The organism is Streptomyces roseochromogenus subsp. oscitans DS 12.976 (assembly GCF_000497445.1).
Taxonomy (GTDB): domain Bacteria; phylum Actinomycetota; class Actinomycetes; order Streptomycetales; family Streptomycetaceae; genus Streptomyces; species Streptomyces oscitans.
Map to the genome: position 1 here is coordinate 4,724,708 of NZ_CM002285.1, position 17,335 is coordinate 4,742,042.

At 69.6% G+C, this 17,335-nt stretch carries 9 protein-coding genes and 1 tRNA gene; 1 reads left to right on the top strand and 9 read right to left on the bottom strand.

Annotation, left to right across the window (positions count from 1 at the left end; translation table 11 throughout):
- The first annotated feature begins 644 nt into the window (after window positions 1-644).
- Window positions 645-4,733 carry an nSTAND1 domain-containing NTPase gene (locus tag M878_RS70015; protein WP_023548566.1) on the top strand — a complete coding sequence of 1,363 codons (4,089 nt, stop codon included), beginning with the start codon at window positions 645-647 and terminating at the stop codon, window positions 4,731-4,733.
- A gap of 480 nt (window positions 4,734-5,213) precedes the next feature.
- On the opposite strand, the gene M878_RS70020 is transcribed toward M878_RS70015, so the two are convergent.
- From M878_RS70020 to dnaA, 9 genes are all read right to left on the bottom strand, one after another.
- Window positions 5,214-5,287 (bottom strand) — tRNA-Ile (locus M878_RS70020).
- A gap of 121 nt (window positions 5,288-5,408) precedes the next feature.
- Window positions 5,409-6,143, bottom strand: a complete 735-nt coding sequence (locus M878_RS70025; RefSeq protein WP_023548568.1) for a DUF3566 domain-containing protein — start codon at window positions 6,141-6,143, stop codon at window positions 5,409-5,411.
- An 18-nt stretch (window positions 6,144-6,161) separates the two neighbouring features.
- Window positions 6,162-8,759, bottom strand: coding sequence for a DNA gyrase subunit A (gyrA, locus tag M878_RS70030; protein WP_023548570.1), 2,598 nt, complete (start codon window positions 8,757-8,759; stop codon window positions 6,162-6,164).
- Window positions 8,760-8,801: 42 nt separating this feature from the next.
- A complete protein-coding gene (gene gyrB / locus M878_RS70035) occupies window positions 8,802-10,883 on the bottom strand; it encodes a DNA topoisomerase (ATP-hydrolyzing) subunit B (protein ID WP_023548572.1) in 2,082 nt (693 codons plus the stop codon).
- Window positions 10,884-11,286: 403 nt separating this feature from the next.
- Window positions 11,287-11,841 carry a DciA family protein gene (locus M878_RS70040; RefSeq protein WP_023548574.1) on the bottom strand — a complete coding sequence of 185 codons (555 nt, stop codon included), beginning with the start codon at window positions 11,839-11,841 and terminating at the stop codon, window positions 11,287-11,289.
- Window positions 11,838-12,995 (bottom strand): DNA replication/repair protein RecF, encoded by a 1,158-nt coding sequence (gene recF / locus M878_RS70045; RefSeq protein ID WP_023548575.1) that lies wholly within the window; start codon window positions 12,993-12,995, stop codon window positions 11,838-11,840. The genes M878_RS70040 and recF overlap by 4 nt, the downstream gene beginning before the upstream one ends.
- Before the next feature lie 82 nt (window positions 12,996-13,077).
- A complete protein-coding gene (gene gnd, locus M878_RS70050; protein ID WP_023548578.1) occupies window positions 13,078-13,953 on the bottom strand; it encodes a phosphogluconate dehydrogenase (NAD(+)-dependent, decarboxylating) in 876 nt (291 codons plus the stop codon).
- A gap of 226 nt (window positions 13,954-14,179) precedes the next feature.
- The gene (dnaN, locus tag M878_RS70055) at window positions 14,180-15,310 is read right to left on the bottom strand and encodes a DNA polymerase III subunit beta (protein WP_023548579.1); all 1,131 of its coding nucleotides are present in this window, start codon (window positions 15,308-15,310) and stop codon (window positions 14,180-14,182) included.
- A 990-nt stretch (window positions 15,311-16,300) separates the two neighbouring features.
- Window positions 16,301-17,335: chromosomal replication initiator protein DnaA (dnaA, locus tag M878_RS70060; RefSeq protein WP_023548581.1), on the bottom strand; the 1,035-nt coding region annotated here is incomplete at its 5' end.

Genomic DNA, 17,335 nt, shown 5'->3' on the forward strand with positions numbered 1-17,335 from the left:
CGCGGCCTCCCAGGCCGCGGCGGCCGCGGCCGGGGGCAGTGCACGGGGTCAGGACGCGGCCCTGAACGCGTGCGCCGAGGAGGCCGAGCGGCACGCCGTGGCCGCGGCACGCGCGGCCGGATGGCTCGAAGCGATCACGATGGCCGACTGAGGCAGAGCACGCAGATCAGACAGAACACATGACAACCCATGACAACGCATGACACTGGGCGATGTTTCACGTGAAACGTCACCCGCTCCCCCCGGACACACCCCCACCCGCCCGGCACCGGTCCCTCCCCTCGTGGGGACCGGTGCCGAACGGTGCGGGATATCGACCCGTGGCGTGTCGGCTCGGCGCGGGTCGAAGAAGAGAGCGGCCCGAAGGCGGTGTCCGCTCGTAGGTCGTCGGTGGAAGTTGACCGAGATCCCTCGGCGCCGTGGCTCTGTCTCTCCGGGCACAGGGCCGTGGCCTGTTCGGATGGTGTGGGACGGCGTCGGACGGTGTGTGACCGGTCCGCTACCGCGTCCGGATCCTGCCATCTGTTGCCCGCCCGCGAGGAGACCGCGACCTCCGGTCCCGTGCTTATCCGCAGGTCAGCCGTATAAGGTGGGTTTTCCGGTCCGGACGTCCAGATACGGGGGGGAAGTAAAGAGGTGGGGCCTTGGGTTCCGACTCAGGGACACGCACAGCTTTCGCCGAGCGCCTCGCGCTGCTCTACAAGGAGGCTGGAAACCCTCCCCTCAAGAGCGTCGCCGAGGCGGTCGTACGGCTGCAGCGAGTGGACGAGCGCGGGCGGCCCGTGCGGGTGTCGGCGCAGCGAATCAGCGACTGGCGCCGGGCCAAGAACGTGCCGGCCCAGTTCACCGCCCTCGCGGCGGTGCTGCACATCCTGATCCCGGAGGCGCGCCGGCTGCGGCCCGCGCCGGTGTCCTCGGGCCTGTACGACCTCGCGCACTGGCAGCGGCTCTGGGAGCGCGCGCTGGCCGACCCGGTCGGCGACCGGCCCGCACCGCCCGCCGAGGAGGACCAGCGGCAGCCCGCCGAGGCCCCGCCCCTCGCCGGCGGCGTCTGCCCCTACCGGGGGCTGGCCCCGTACCGGCAGGAGGACGCCCGGTGGTTCTTCGGCCGGGAACGGAGCACGAGCGCGCTCGTCACACAGCTGCGGGCCGCGGAGCGGACCGGCGGTCTGGTGATGCTCGTGGGCGCCTCGGGAGCGGGCAAGTCCTCGCTGCTGAACGCCGGCCTGGTGCCGGCTCTGCGCGGCGGCGCCCTGCGCGGCGGATCCGGCGCGCCGGCCGCCGCACCCTCCTCCCCCACGGGTACCGGCGGTAACGGCATGAACGCGGCCGACTGCGTCCTGCACCTCGTCCCGGGTGCCGACCCCCTGAGTGAGCTGGTCCGCCGTATCCCCGATCTCACCGACGTCGTCGCCGACGCGCGCCGGGCCGAGCAGGAGGCGACGGAGAATCCGGGGGTTCCCGGCTCCGACTCGCCGCGAGTGGCCCGGGCGGCGCGCGAGGCCGTGTCGGAGTGGGCGCACCGTGCGGCGGCCGCCGAGACCCGGCCGGTCGTCGTCGTGGACCAGTTCGAGGAGGCGTTCACGCTCTGCCCGGACGAGGCTGACCGGCGTACGTTCATCCAGCTGCTGCACGCCGCCTGCACTCCGTCAGCCGGCTCATCCGGGCCCGCCCCGGTCCTCGTCGTCCTCGGTATCCGCGCCGACTTCTACGAGCAGTGCCTCGGCTACCCGGAACTGGCCGACGCCCTCCAGCACCGGCACATGGTGCTCGGCCCGCTGACCAGCGCGGAGCTGCGCGAGGCGGTGACCGGACCGGCCAAGGCGGTGGGTCTGGAGCTGGAGGCGGGGCTCGCCGAGCTGATCGTCCGCGAGGTGAGCGCCGACGGCCCGCGCGGGGCGCACGACGCGGGCGTGCTCCCGCTGCTCTCGCATGCCCTGCTCGCCACCTGGCAGCGCCGCAAGGCCGGCCGGCTGACGCTGGCCGGCTACCGCGCGGCCGGCGGGATCCAGGGAGCCGTCGCGGCGACCGCCGAGCGGGCCTGGTCGGGGCTCGACCCGGCGGCCCGTACGGCCGCCCGGCTGCTCCTGCTGCGGCTGGTCCGCCTCGGGGAGGACACCCAGGCCACCCGTCGGCGCGGCACCCGGCGCCAGCTCGCGGCGGAGTCGGCGGACCCCGGCAAGACGGAGGAGTCCCTGGAGGCCCTGGTCCGGGCCCGGCTGGTGACGCTGGACGCGGACACCGTGGAGATCACCCACGAGGCGCTGCTGCACGCCTGGCCCCGGCTGCGGCACTGGATCGACGACGACCGGGGCGACCAGCTGCTGCGCCAGCGGCTGGAGGAGGACGGCCGAGCCTGGGAGGACTCGAACCGGGACAGCTCGCTGCTGTACCGGGGCTCCCGGCTGGAGCAGGCGCGCAGCTGGGCCAAGTCGGCCGGGGACACTTTCCTGACCCGCAGCGCGGTGGAGTTCCTGGCCGCCTCGGTACGGCTGCGCAAGCGCACCGTGTGGATCAGCCGGGCCGCGGTGGCGGCGCTGGTGGTGCTGGCGCTGGTCGCGGGCGTTTCGGCGGTGATCGCCTGGCAGCAGCGGGACGACGCCGTCTTCGAGCAGGTGCTCGCCGAGGCCGACCGGGTCCAGCACACGGATCCGTCCCTGGCAGCCCAGCTCGACCTGGTCGCCCATCGGCTGCGCCCGGACGACGAGGGGACGTACAGCCGGCTGATCTCGATCGTGAACGCGCCGCTGGCCACCCCTCTGTCCGGCCACACCGGCGCCGTCTACCTCACCACGTTCAGCCCCGACGGCAAGACCCTGGCCACGGCCAGCTACGACCGGACCGTGCGGCTGTGGAACGTGGCCGACCCGAGCCGTCCCAAGCCTCTCGGCAAGCCGCTCACCGGGCACACCAGCTGGGTGAGCAGCGCGGTCTTCAGCCCGGACGGGCGCACCCTCGCGAGCGCCGGCGACGACGGAACCATCCGGCTGTGGAACGTCACCGACCCCGACCGTCCGGAGCCGCTCGGCAAGCCGCTCACCGGCCACAAGGGCACGATCTACCTGGTCGCCTTCAGCCCCGACGGCCACACGCTGGCCTCGGCGAGCGAGGACCGCACGGTACGGCTGTGGAACGTGGCCGACCCCGCCCACGCGTCCGCGCTGGGCTCCCCGCTGACCGGCCACAGCGCCGCGGTGCGCAGCCTCGCGTTCAGCCCCGACGGCCACACCCTGGCGGCGGGCGGCGACGACCGCACGATCCTGCTGTGGAACACCGTCGACCCGCGCCACCCGACGCCGTACCGCACGGCCCTGAAGGGTCACACGGACCTGGTCCACTCGGTGGCGTTCAGCCCCGACGGCCACACCCTGGCCAGCGGCAGCGCGGACGACACGATGCGGCTGTGGGACGTAGCCGACCCCGCGCACCCGTCCGCGCTGGGCTCCCCGCTGACCGGCCACACCGGTCCGATCTGGTCGGTGGCCTTCAGCCCGGACGGCCGCAGGCTGGCCGCGGCGAGCGCGGACAGCACGGCGAGCCTGTGGAACGTGACCGATCCGACGTCCCCCTCGCAGGTCGGCGGGCCGCTCGCGGGCAGCAGTGGCGAGATGTACGCGCTGGGGTTCAGCCCCGACGGGCGGACCCTGGCCACCGGCAGCGGTGACGGCAAGGTGCGCCTGTGGTCGGTACCGACCACCGACGTGATCGGCCGCAGCGCGGTGTTCCGCCCGGACGGAAAGGTGCTGGCCACGGTGGCCCGGGACGGCCGGGTCCGGCTGTGGAACGTGGCGCGGCCCGGCCGGCCCGTGCCGCTGGGCGATCCGTTCATGCAAGGAAAGGACGGCCGGCGGGTGCTGTTCTCTCCCGACGGCCGCACCCTCGTGGTCCTCACCCCGAACCGGTTGGTGTACCTGTGGAACGTCACCGACCCCGACCGTCCGGTCCCCGCCGGAGCGCCACTCACCCTGCAGAACCGCTTCATGGGCCCCAACGCGCTGGCGTACAGCCCGGACGGCCACACCCTCGCCACCGCCTACGACGGCCACAGGTTCCAGCTGTGGAACGTCACCGATCCCGCGCACGCCGTACCGCTCGGCGAGCCGGTCGACGGCCACCGGGGGTACATCAACGCCCTCGTCTTCAGCCCGGACGGCCACACCCTGGCCAGCGGCAGCGCGGACAGCACCATCCGCCTGTGGAACGTCACCGATCCGGCGCGCCCGCCCCTGCGCGGCACCCCGGTCGCCGGGCACTCCGGGCCGGTCAACGCGCTCGCGTTCACGCGCGACGGCCACACCCTGGCCAGCGGCAGCGACGACGACACGGTCCGGCTGTGGAACGTCACCGACCCCGCCTCGGTGTCCGCGCTCGGCAAGCCGCTCATCGGCCACAGTGAGGCGGTGACCTCACTGACGTTCACCCCCGACGGGCACACTCTGGCCAGCGGCGGCGACGACAACACGCTCCGGCTGTGGAACGTCACCGACCCCGCCTCGGCGAGGCCCATCGGCCAGTCGATGAGCCCCAACGGCCAGACGGGCAACTTCCTGTCCTTCAGCCCCAGAAGCCGCGTCCTGGGCCTCTCCAGCGGCGACAACACGGTCCGGCTCCTGAGCCTGGACACCGACGCGGCGATTCAGCACATCTGCTCGGTCACCCGGGGCGTGCTGACCCCGCAGAGGTGGCACGAGTACCTGCCTCGCCTCTCCTACGACCCTCCATGCGGTCGATGATCGGCCAATCTGACTGATTCTCGGCCGACTTGCCCCCGCAAGCCCCTCAGTCTTGTTACCCTTGGCCACAGCCCGATCGCTGGTGCATCCCCCGTCGCCAGCGATCGGGCCTTTTCTACGGCGCCCCCGCGCTTCTCGCATCGCTCGCGCCCCCGCGCTTCTCGCATCGCTCGCGCCCCCGCGCTTCTCGCATCGCTCGCGCGCCCGCCCTACAGCTTTCCTGTGCCTTCCCTACGGAGTCCCGGCGGCCCGCAACACGCCGCGTCAGCGGAAGCCGCAGCCACTCGGCCTCGTGGCGGCCGTGCACCTGTGAACGTCCCCCTGAGCCCGAGCCGCACCACCAGCCACCTGCCCCGGCACGGCGATCCCGCGCCATCGATGGATCGGAAGTCGCCATTCTGCGAGCGGTGCGTTGAACGACCCGCACCACGAAACGCCGACGACCCCCGGCCCAAGTGGACCGGGGGTCGTCGTCTGATGTGGGGCTAACAGGATTTGAACCTGTGGCCTCATCCTTATCAGGGATGCGCTCTAACCAACTGAGCTATAGCCCCGCCGCGCTCTGCGGTATGTCCCGCGCGCTGACTCCTGAAGATTAGCGCACGACCACGTCAGTCCCAAAATCGGTTGTCGGGGGACCATCAGGTCAGGGAGCCGCGGGGCGTACGGAGGTTTTCACTCGTCCTCGGCCAGGGTCAGCTCGATGCCGCCCACGAAGCCCGCGGAGAGGTTGTAGATGAACGCGCCAAGTGTCGCGAGGGCGGTGGCCAGGACCACATCGATGACCGCGATGATCGTCGTGAACGTCAGGACGTGGGGGAGCGACAGGAACGCCTGCAGGTCGAAGCCGTTCGCCTCGTTCGAGCCGGTCGCCTCCGAGATCGTGCCGCCCACCGTCGAGAACACGCCCATCGCGTCCATGACCATCCACAGCACCGCCGAGGCGACGATCGTGCAGACGCCGAGCGCGATGGAGAGCAGGAAGCTGACCTTCATCACCGACCACGGGTCGGCCTTGGCCACCCGCAGCCGCGCCTTGCGGGTGCGCGGCGCCGTCCGGGCGCCGGTACGCGGCCGCCGTACGGCGCCGGCCGGCGGCTGTGCCGGATAGGCCTGCGGCGGGTGGTACGGCCCGGCGTGCTGCTCCGGGCGCCGCTCCCCGGGGAGCGGAGACGAGGACTGTGCCTCGCCGGCCGCGGCCGGGCCTCGGGTGTCCGTCACGGTTCCCCCCTGGGATCCAGGTGTGCCGGAGGAGCCGTTCCCGGACACCCTCACCGGCTTCAGGTTGGTCGTGTGCGGGTCGGTCAGGCTCCCCGCGCCCGCCGCTTTCGCGGCGGAGCCACGGCCGCCGCCGTCCGTTCCCGTACCCGTGGAGGTACCGGCCGATCCGGCGCCCGTGGCTCCGCTCACGATGACTCACTCCTCGTGCTACTCGGCCGAGGGCGACTCACCCTCGTCCGTGCCGGCGGTCGCGGCACCCTCGGCGGTCTCGTCCACGACCACATCGCCGTCGACTTCCTCCGCCTCGCGCCCCGCCTCGGCGTTACGTGCGATACCGACCACGGCATCGCGCTTGCCCAGGTTGATCAGTTGGACGCCCATGGTGTCACGGCCCGTCTCCCTGACCCCGTTGACTCGCGTACGAATCACACCGCCGGAGAGGGTGATCGCGAGGATCTCGTCCGTCTCCTCGACGATCAGCGCGCCGACGAGCGAACCGCGGTCCTCCACGATCTTGGCGGCCTTGATACCGAGGCCGCCGCGGCCCTGGACGCGGTACTCGTCGACGGCGGTCCGCTTCGCGTACCCACCGTCGGTGGCAGTGAACACGAACGTACCGGGTCGCACCACATTCATCGACAGAAGTTCATCGCCCTCGCGGAAACTCATGCCCTTCACACCGGAGGTGGCGCGGCCCATCGGACGCAGCGAGTCGTCCGAGGCGGTGAACCTGATCGACTGTGCCTTCTTGCTGATCAGAAGGAGATCGTCATCGGCCGAGACGAGTTCGGCGCCGATCAGTTCGTCGTCGGTGCCGCCCTCGCGCTCGCGCAGGTTGATCGCGATCACACCACCGGAGCGAGGCGAATCGTAATCCTTCAGAGGCGTCTTCTTGACCAAGCCGGACTTGGTGGCCAGGACCAGGTACGGCGCCGCCTCGTAGTCACGGATGGCGAGGATCTCGGCGATCGCCTCGTCCGGCTGGAAGGCGAGCAGGTTCGCCACGTGCTGGCCGCGCGCGTCCCGGCCGGCCTCGGGCAGTTCGTACGCCTTTGCCCGGTACACCCGGCCCTTGTTGGTGAAGAACAGCAGCCAGTGGTGCGTGGTGGAGACGAAGAAGTGGTCGACGATGTCGTCTTCCTTCAGCTTCGTGCCGCGCACGCCCTTGCCGCCGCGCTTCTGTGCGCGGTAGTCGTCCGTCTTGGTCCGCTTGACGTAGCCGCCGCGCGAGACGGTGACGACGATGTCCTCCTCGGCGATCAGGTCCTCGATGGACATGTCGCCCTCGTACGGGATCAGCTTGGTCTGGCGGTCGTCGCCGTACTTCTCGACGATCGCGGCCAGCTCCTCGCTGACGATCCCGCGCTGGCGGTCCGGGGAGGCGAGGATCGCCTTGTACTCGTTGATCTTCGCCTGGAGTTCGTCGTGCTCCTGGACGATCTTCTGCCGCTCCAGGGCCGCCAGGCGCCGCAGCTGCATCTCGAGGATCGCGTTGGCCTGGATCTCGTCGATCTCCAGCAGGCCCATCAGGCCCGTGCGCGCGATCTCGACGGTCTCACTGCGCCGGATCAGCGCGATGACCTCGTCGATCGCGTCCAGGGCCTTCAGCAGACCGCGCAGGATGTGCGCGCGCTCCTCGGCCTTGCGCAGCCGGAACCGGGTCCGGCGGACGATGACCTCGATCTGGTGCGTCACCCAGTGCCGGATGAACGCGTCCAGGGACAGCGTGCGCGGCACGCCGTCGACCAGCGCCAGCATGTTGGCGCCGAAGTTCGTCTGCAGGTCCGTGTGCTTGTACAGGTTGTTCAGCACGACCTTGGCGACCGCGTCCCGCTTGAGGACGATCACCAGACGCTGACCCGTACGGGACGACGTCTCGTCGCGGACGTCCGCGATGCCGCCGATCTTGCCATCCTTGACCAGGTCAGCGATCTTCTGCGCCAGGTTGTCCGGATTGACCTGGTACGGCAGTTCGGTCACCACCAGGCACTGCCGGCCCTGGATCTCCTCGACCTCGACCACCGCGCGCATCGTGATGGAGCCGCGCCCGGTGCGGTACGCCTCCTCGATGCCCTTGCGGCCCACCACCAGGGCGCCGGTCGGGAAGTCCGGGCCCTTGATGCGCTCGACGAGGGCGTCCAGCAGCTCCTCGTGGGAGGCCTCCGGGTTCTCCAGGTACCACTGGGCGCCGGCCGCGACCTCGCGCAGGTTGTGCGGCGGGATGTTGGTCGCCATGCCGACCGCGATACCGGCCGAGCCGTTGATCAGCAGGTTCGGGAAGCGGGAGGGCAGGACGGTCGGCTCCTGGGAGCGGCCGTCGTAGTTGTCCGTGAAGTCGACGGTCTCCTCGTCGATGTCGCGGACCATCTCCATCGACAGCGGCGCCATCTTGCACTCGGTGTAGCGCATGGCGGCCGCCGGGTCGTTGCCCGGAGAGCCGAAGTTGCCGTTGGAGTCCACCAGCGGCATCCGCATCGACCACGACTGGGCGAGGCGCACCAGCGCGTCGTAGATCGAGGCGTCGCCGTGGGGGTGGTAGTTGCCCATGACGTCGCCGACGACACGGGCGCACTTGTAGAAGCCGCGGTCGGGGCGGTAGCCGCCGTCGTACATCGCGTAGAGCACGCGGCGGTGGACGGGCTTGAGGCCGTCCCGGACGTCGGGCAGCGCGCGGGACACGATGACGGACATCGCGTAGTCCAGATACGAGCGCTGCATCTCCGTCTCGAGCCCGACGGGCTCGACACGCAGGACGGTCTCGCCGCCCTCGGTCTCAGGGTTTTCCGGAGTGTTCTCGTCGGCCATTGCTGGTGAAGATCCTTCCTGGTGCGGTCAGCTGAGACCGACTCAGATGTCGAGGAAGCGGACGTCCTTGGCATTGCGCTGGATGAACTGGCGGCGGGCCTCGACGTCCTCGCCCATCAGGACCGAGAACAGGTCGTCGGCCTGAGCGGCGTCGTCCAGGGTGACCTGGCCGAGGACCCGGTGCTCCTGGTCCATCGTGGTCACGCGCAGTTCCTCGGCGTTCATCTCGCCGAGACCCTTGAAGCGCTGGATCGAATCCTCCCTGACGCGCTTGCCGCGCTGGCGGCCCATCTCCAGCAGGGCGTCGCGCTCGCGGTCGGAGTACGCGTAGTCGATCTCGTCCCGGCCCCACTTGATCTTGTATAGCGGGGGACGGGACAGGAACACGTGCCCGGCCTCGACCAGCGGCCGCATGAAGCGGAACAGGAAGGTCAGCAGCAGGGTGTTGATGTGCTGGCCGTCGACGTCGGCGTCCGCCATCAGGATGATCTTGTGATAGCGGAGCTTCTCGATGTCGAAGTCCTCGTGCACACCCGTGCCGAAGGCCGAGATCAGCGCCTGGATCTCCTGGTTCTGCAGGATCTTGTCGATCCTGGCCTTCTCCACGTTGAGGATCTTGCCGCGGATCGGGAGGATCGCCTGGTACTGCGGGTTGCGGCCGGACTTGGCCGAGCCGCCGGCGGAGTCACCCTCGACGATGAAGATCTCGCACTTGATGGGGTCGTTCGACTGGCAGTCGGAGAGCTTGCCCGGCAGGGACGCCGTCTCCAGCAGGCCCTTGCGGCGGGTCAGGTCGCGGGCCTTGCGGGCCGCCACGCGCGCGGTGGCCGCCTGGATGCCCTTGCGGACGATGTCCGCGGCCTCGACCGGGTTGCGGTCCAGCCAGTCGTTGAGGTGTTCGTAGACCGCCTTCTGCACGAAGGTCTTGGCCTCCGTGTTGCCGAGTTTGGTCTTCGTCTGGCCCTCGAACTGCGGCTCGCTCAGCTTGACCGAGATGATCGCGGTCAGACCCTCGCGGATGTCGTCACCCGTGAGGTTGTCGTCCTTCTCACGCAGCAGCTTCTTGTCACGCGCGTACTTGTTGATCAGCGACGTCAGCGCGGCCCGGAAACCCTCTTCGTGGGTACCGCCCTCATGGGTGTGGATGATGTTCGCGAAGGAGTACACACCCTCGCTGTAGCCGCTGTTCCACTGCATCGCGACCTCGAGGGACAGGCTCTTGTCCTTGTCCTCGGCCTCCAGGTCGATCACCGTCTGGTGGACGGCCTCCCCCTTGCGGGAGTTGAGGTACTTCACGAAGTCGACGATGCCGCCCTCGTAGTGGTACGTGACCGCCTTGACCTCGGCCTTCTCGTCCGCGCCCGCCTCGTCCGCGCCGCTGGTCGCCTTCGCGGACTCGCGCTCGTCGGTGAGCCGGATCGTCAGGCCCTTGTTGAGGAAGGCCATCTCCTGGAAGCGCCGCGACAGCGTCTCGAAGGAGTACTCGGTCGTCTCGAAGATGTCGGGGTCGGCCCAGAAGGTGACCGAGGTGCCGGTCTCGTCCGTCGCCTCGTGCTGGTCGAGCGGGGCCGTCGGGACGCCGAGCTTGTAGTCCTGCGTCCAGCGGTGGCCGTCGGTCCTGATCTCGACGGCGACCTTCGTGGACAGCGCGTTCACGACGGACACACCCACACCGTGCAGACCGCCGGAGACGGCGTAACCGCCGCCGCCGAACTTGCCGCCCGCGTGCAGCACGGTCAGCACGACCTCGACGGCCGGCTTGCCCTCGGAGGGCACGATGCCCACCGGGATACCACGGCCGTTGTCGACGACCCGGACACCGCCATCGGCGAGGATCGTGACGTCGATCGTGTCCGCGTACCCGGCCAGCGCCTCGTCGACCGAGTTGTCGACGACCTCGTACACCAGGTGGTGCAGACCGCGCTCGCCCGTGGAACCGATGTACATGCCGGGCCGCTTGCGGACCGCGTCCAGCCCTTCGAGCACGGTGATGGCGCTGGCGTCATAGGCGGCGGAGGCTGCGCCGGAGTCTGCAGCCTCCCCGTTCACGCCGGCGTCGGTGGACGGGATGTTCTCGTTGGGGTTGCCGGAATCGGCCACGAAGCGCCCTTTCTGGCACAGCACGAGCCGGGCTCCTGGGGTTCCCCCCTCTGGGGGAGGGTTGTCGGAGCGGCTGCGGCATGTTGCGGTGGTAAGCCTTGATCAGCGTTGCTCAGCTTTTCCCGGGCGGTCCCCACGATGGGGCGGGATTGTCTTCCAGTCTACCGGTAGGTCTGACATCGATGGGGGTTTGCCGGTACCTGAGTCCCCATGTGCCGCCCTGAACCGGCCTCGACCGGGTCCCGATATGCGGATGGGGGCTCCAAGGGGCTCACAGCGGCACTCAGCGCTTCGAGGCGTCAACCCTTGGCTACTGGGGGGTCAGATGGCCGTACACACCCGTGTCAGGTGGCGATCGGCACCGCTGCACGGAGGCACGAACGGGGGTACGTCGGCTGCTCCGGCCGACGGCGCGACGTGAGGTACGTCACGCGTAGGTGTCGCCGGGGCCGGAGCTGCCCGGAGCGCGCAGCGGGCCGTAGCGGCGAGCCGGGCCACCCGGGTTGAGCACCTTGATCATCCTCACGGTGCCGTGGCCCAGGTCCTCGTTGAGCCGGGCGACCAGCGCGGGTGCGAGATGACGCAGCTGGGTCGCCCAGGCCGTCGAGTCGCACTGCACGGTCAGCACGCGCTCGTCCTCGTCGTACCGCTGCGGCACACAGTGCTTGGCCAGGTCCTCGCCGACGATCTGCGGCCAGCGGCCCATGACGCCGCCCACCGCCGCGGGTGTCTCCCAGCCGCGCTCGGTCAGCAGCCGGTTGATCGCGGCGCCCAGCGCCATCGGATCACGGCCGTCGGCGCGCGCACCGGAGCGCAGCCCGCCGCCGCGCCGGGCCTGCTTCTTCTGCCGGGCCGCGTCCCCACGCGCGCGTGCCTGCTCCCGCGCCGCGCGCAACGCCACGCGCGCGAGGTCGACACCCGAAGGCTCGGGCGCTTTCTTCGGCTCCTTGGGCCCGGGCTCGCCGGTGCTGCCGCTGCTCATACGCGCTCCACCGCCCCGTCGGCCACCGCATACCGCGCGCCGACCAGTACGTCCGGTACGTCGCCGTCCACAGCGGCGGTGACCAGCACCTGCTCGCCGGGCGCGACCAGCTCGGCCAGCCGCTCACGCCTGCGCACGTCCAGCTCGGCGAAGACGTCGTCCAGGACCAGCACCGGCTCGTTGCCCTCGGCCCGCAGCAGGTCGTAGGAGGCCAGACGCAGCGCGAGAGCGTACGACCAGGACTCGCCGTGCGAGGCGTAGCCCTTGGCGGGCAGCTGACCGAGTTTGAGAATCAAATCGTCCCGATGGGGGCCTACGAGGGTGACGCCCCGCTCGATCTCCTGCTTACGCGCCTCCGCCAGGGCAGCCATCAGCTGGGCGTAGAGATCCTCGCGCGCGTGGGCCTCACCGGGTGCGGACGGCTTGTAGTCGAGAGTGATCGGCCCGCCGCCGGGAGCCAGCTGCTCGTACGCCTTGTCCGCGAGCGGCTGGAGCGCGGCGATGAGATCGAGCCGCTGAGCGAGCAGTTCGGCACCCGCACGCGCGAGATGCTGATCCCACACATCGAGGGTGGACAGATCCGCCCCCGGGCTCGAATCCGCTCCCCCGGGAAGCGCCCCCCTCCGCCCGCCGTGCCGACGCGCGAGGGCGGCGGTCTTCAGCAGCGTGTTGCGCTGCTTGAGCACCCGCTCGTAGTCGGACCGTACGCCCGCCATCCGGGGCGACCGCGCGGTGATCAACTCGTCGAGGAACCGCCGCCGTTCGCCCGGATCCCCCTTCACCAGGGCGAGATCCTCGGGCGCGAACAGCACCGTCCGTACGATCCCGAGAATGTCGCGGGGCCTGACCTGCGAGGACCGGTTGATGCGGGCGCGGTTGGCCTTGCCAGGGTTCAGCTCCAGCTCGACCAGCTGCTGCCGGTCGCCCTGCCGGACCTGCGCCCGGATGACGGCGCGCTCGGCGCCCATGCGGACGAGGGGGGCGTCGGAGGCGACCCGGTGGCTGCCGAGGGTGGCGAGATATCCGACCGCCTCCACCAGGTTGGTCTTGCCCTGCCCGTTGGGGCCGATGAAGGCGGTGACGCCCGGGTCGAGCGGAACCTCGGCCCGGGCGTACGAGCGGAAGTCGGCCAGCGAAAGATGCGTGACGTGCATGGTCGTTTCGCCGGCCTTCCCCAGAGTGCTGATGGACTGTGGATACACGAGGCTCGCGGGGGCGGCCCTGTGGATCTGTGGATTACTTCTTCTCGACGGCGTGACCGCCGAACTGGTTGCGCAGCGCGGCGATCATCTTCATCTGCGGCGAGTCCTCCTGACGCGAGGCGAACCGCGCGAACAGCGACGCGGTGATCGCCGGCAGCGGCACCGCGTTGTCGATCGCGGCCTCCACAGTCCAGCGTCCCTCACCGGAGTCCTGTGCATAACCGCGCAGCCCGTCCAGGTGCTCGTCCTCGTCGAGCGCGTTGACGGCGAGGTCGAGCAGCCAGGACCGGATGACGGTGCCCTCCTGCCAGGACCGGAACACCTCGCGGACGTCGGTGACGGAGTCGACCTTCTCCAGCAGCTCCCAGCCCTCGGCGTAGGCCTGCATCATCGCGTACTCGATGCCGTTGTGGACCATCTTCGCGAAATGGCCCGCGCCGACCTTGCCGGCGTGCACCGAGCCGAAGTCGCCCTCCGGCTTCAGCGCGTCGAAGATCGGCTGCACCTTGGCGACGTTCTCGGCGTCGCCGCCGTACATCAGCGCGTAGCCGTTCTCCAGCCCCCAGACACCGCCGGACACACCGCAGTCCACGAACCCTATGCCCTTGGCCGCGAGTTCCTCGGCGTGCTTCTCGTCGTCCGTCCAGCGGGAGTTGCCGCCGTCCACGACCACGTCGCCGGGCTCCAGCAGCTCGGCGAGCTGGTCGATGGTCGACTGGGTGGGCTCGCCGGCCGGGACCATCACCCAGACCACGCGCGGACCGCTGAGCTTGCCCACAAGCTCTTCCAGGCTGTGGACATCCGCGAGGTCCGCGTTGCGGTCGTATCCGAGGACGGTGTGGCCCGCGCGGCGGATCCGCTCGCGCATGTTGCCGCCCATCTTGCCGAGGCCGACGAGACCGAGCTCCATCAGTTGTGTTCCTTAGGTCGCTGTGTGGCGTGACAGACACCGAAGTGCCGAGCCGAGCCTAAACCCGCCCGTTCACGCACAGCTGTGGGCATACGCGCTCATGCGTTACTCCCCTGACCTGCAGCTTCTCAACACGCTGCCGCCGCTGCGCGGCAAGCGAAGCCCACCCCCGGCCAGCGACAGTGCCGAGCGCCCACAAGGACACCCGGCACTGTGGAAAAAACGGTCAGCCGCTCAGCCGCACCGGCATGATCAGGTACTTGTACGCGTCGTCGGCCTCCGCGTCCAGGGCCGGCTTCCCGCTGAGCAGCGCCGGCTTCGTGGAGGTCGTGAACGACAGCTGAGCCACCGGGGAGTCGATCGCGCTCAGGCCGTCCAGCAGGAACGTCGGGTTGAAGGCGATGGAGATGTCGTCGCCCTCCAGCTGGGCGTCGACCCTTTCCACAGCCTGTGCGTCGTCGCTGGACCCGGCCTCGAGGATCAGCACACCCTGCTCGAAGCTCAGCCGCACCGGGGTGTTCCGCTCGGCCACCAGCGCCACACGCTTGACGGCCTCCACGAAGGGCGCTGTCTCGATCACGGCGACGGAGTTGAACTCGGTCGGGAACAGCGTCCGGTACTTCGGCAGGTCACCCTCGAGCAGCCGCGTGGTCGTACGACGCCCCGCGCCCTCGAAACCGATCAGCCCCTCACCGGCACCCGACCCGGACAGCGCCAGCGTCACGCTGTCACCGGCGCCGAGCGACTTGGCCGTGTCCAGGAGCGTCTTGGCCGGGACCAGGGCGACCGCGGAGGCGTCCGGGTTCTCCGGCTTCCACAGGAACTCACGGACCGCGAAGCGGTAGCGGTCGGTGGAGGCCAGGGTGACCGTGTCGCCCTCGATCTCGATGCGCACACCGGTGAGGACGGGCAGCGTGTCGTCACGGCCGGCGGCGATGGCCACCTGGGACACGGCGGCGGCGAAGACCTCGCCGGGGACCGTGCCCGTGGCGTTCGGCATCTGCGGCAGCGCCGGGTACTCCTCCACAGGCAGTGTGTGGAGGGTGAACCGGGAGGACCCACAGACCACGGTCGCCCGTACACCGTCTGTGGAAATCTCCACCGGACGGTTGGGGAGAGCGCGGGAGATGTCGGCGAGCAGGCGGCCGGAGACGAGAACGGTGCCGTCCTCCTCGACCTCGGCCTCCACCGACACGCGCGCGGAGACCTCGTAGTCGAAGCTCGACAGGCTCAGCTGGCCGTCCTCGGCCTTGAGGAGGAGGCCGGCGAGGACAGGCGCCGGCGGACGGGCCGGGAGGCTGCGTGCCGCCCACGCCACTGCCTCCGCGAGTACGTCGCGTTCCACCCGGATCTTCACCGTAAGCCGCCTCCTGCTGTTGCTACTGAGTCCTCCGACTCGGTGTCACCGCCCACTGCGAAGGGAAGTACACCGGGGACCAGTCTGACGCACCGCACTGACAGTAGGTGCCCGTCGGGGTCAAGTCGCGCCGAGAGGCAGCCGGGCTCGAGACAGCGAGTTGTGCACAGGCCCCGCTTCAAAACGAATGCCGAACTCTCTCTAGTCGGGAGTAGTAGTAGGGCCTGTGGATACCGTGGATAACCACGTTTGCCCAGCTCAGAGCCGGAATTTTGTCCACTGGTCCTGTGGGTGGAGGCAGTGGACAACCTGGTGTCTCTGTGGAGAACAGAAAGTTCTGCACACACCGCCCACAGCCCGAGGGCAGTTCTCCCCAGCTGCGTCCCCAGGTTTACCCACGTTTCCCACACCCCAAGCCGGCAGCTTCATGTGACGGCTTTCACTCGACGCGGTGATCGGGTGCGTCGCGTTGCCGAACAGTGGACAGCCATGTGGAGAAGCTGGGGATCACTGGGGACAACCGACCTCAGCCTGTGGGTCGTCGGTGGACAACTCCGTGCACAGCCTGTGGATCTTCCCTTTGTCCACAGTCTGTGGAGATCGTTCGTCCACGATTCCACAGGCAGCTGAGCTGGGCGAACGCTGTATGAACAGGCTCCCTGTGGATGCCGTTCGGGACAACTTCCCAGTCCCCAGGATGTGGACGGAAGAAAGTCGGCGAATCTGTGGAGAGTGGCCGTAACCAGGCACGAATTCGAACACCCGACGACGAGCGAGCAACGCTCCACAGCCACCACGCCGCCGTAGCAGCGGCACCCTGCACGCGCCGGCAAGCGACCCCACCCCCGCCCAGCCACAGCACACGGCGCTCAGCCACAGCACACGGCAAGAAACACAGGACAGTCGCGCAGCGAAAGCGAAGGGCGCCCCCGGGATGCGGTATCCCGAAGGCGCCCTCAGCGTCGGCGTACAGGCGGTGTGCGCCGCACGTCACCCGTTCTTGATGCGGTTCGTCAGCTCGGTGACCTGGTTGTAGATGGACCGCCGCTCGGCCATCAGCGCACGGATCTTGCGATCGGCATGCATGACGGTCGTGTGGTCACGGCCCCCGAACTGCGCCCCGATCTTCGGCAGTGACAGATCGGTCAGCTCACGGCACAGATACATCGCGATCTGCCGCGCGGTGACCAGCGCCCGCCCGCGCGAGGTGCCGCACAGGTCCTCGACCGTCAGCCCGAAGTAGTCCGCGGTGGCCCCCATGATCGCCGTCGCCGTGATCTCAGGCGCGCTGTCCTCGCCGCCGGGGATCAGGTCCTTCAGGACGATCTCTGTCAGGCCCAGGTCCACCGGCTGCCGGTTGAGTGACGCGAACGCCGTCACCCGGATCAGCGCACCCTCCAGCTCACGGATGTTCCGCGAGATCCGGGAGGCGATGAACTCCAGTACCTCCGGCGGGGCGTTGAGCTGTTCCTGCACCGCCTTCTTGCGGAGAATCGCGATACGCGTCTCCAGCTCGGGCGGCTGGACGTCGGTGATGAGGCCCCACTCGAAACGGTTCCGCAGCCGGTCCTCCAGCGTGACCAGCTGCTTCGGCGGCCGGTCGGAGGAGAGCACGATCTGCTTGTTGGCGTTGTGGAGCGTGTTGAAGGTGTGGAAGAACTCCTCCTGTGTCGACTCCTTGTCCGCGAGGAACTGGATGTCGTCGACGAGCAGGATGTCCATCTCGCGGTAGCGCTTGCGGAAGCTGTCGCCCTTGCCGTCGCGGATGGAGTTGATGAACTCGTTGGTGAACTCCTCCGAGCTGACGTACCGCACGCGCGTGCCCGGGTAGAGGCTGCGTGCGTAGTGCCCGATGGCGTGCAGCAGATGCGTCTTTCCGAGCCCCGACTCCCCGTAGATGAAAAGGGGGTTGTACGCCTTCGCCGGTGCCTCGGCGACGGCCACTGCGGCCGCGTGCGCGAACCGGTTGGAGGCGCCGATGACGAATGTGTCGAAGAGGTACTTCGGGTTCAGCCGTGCCGTCGG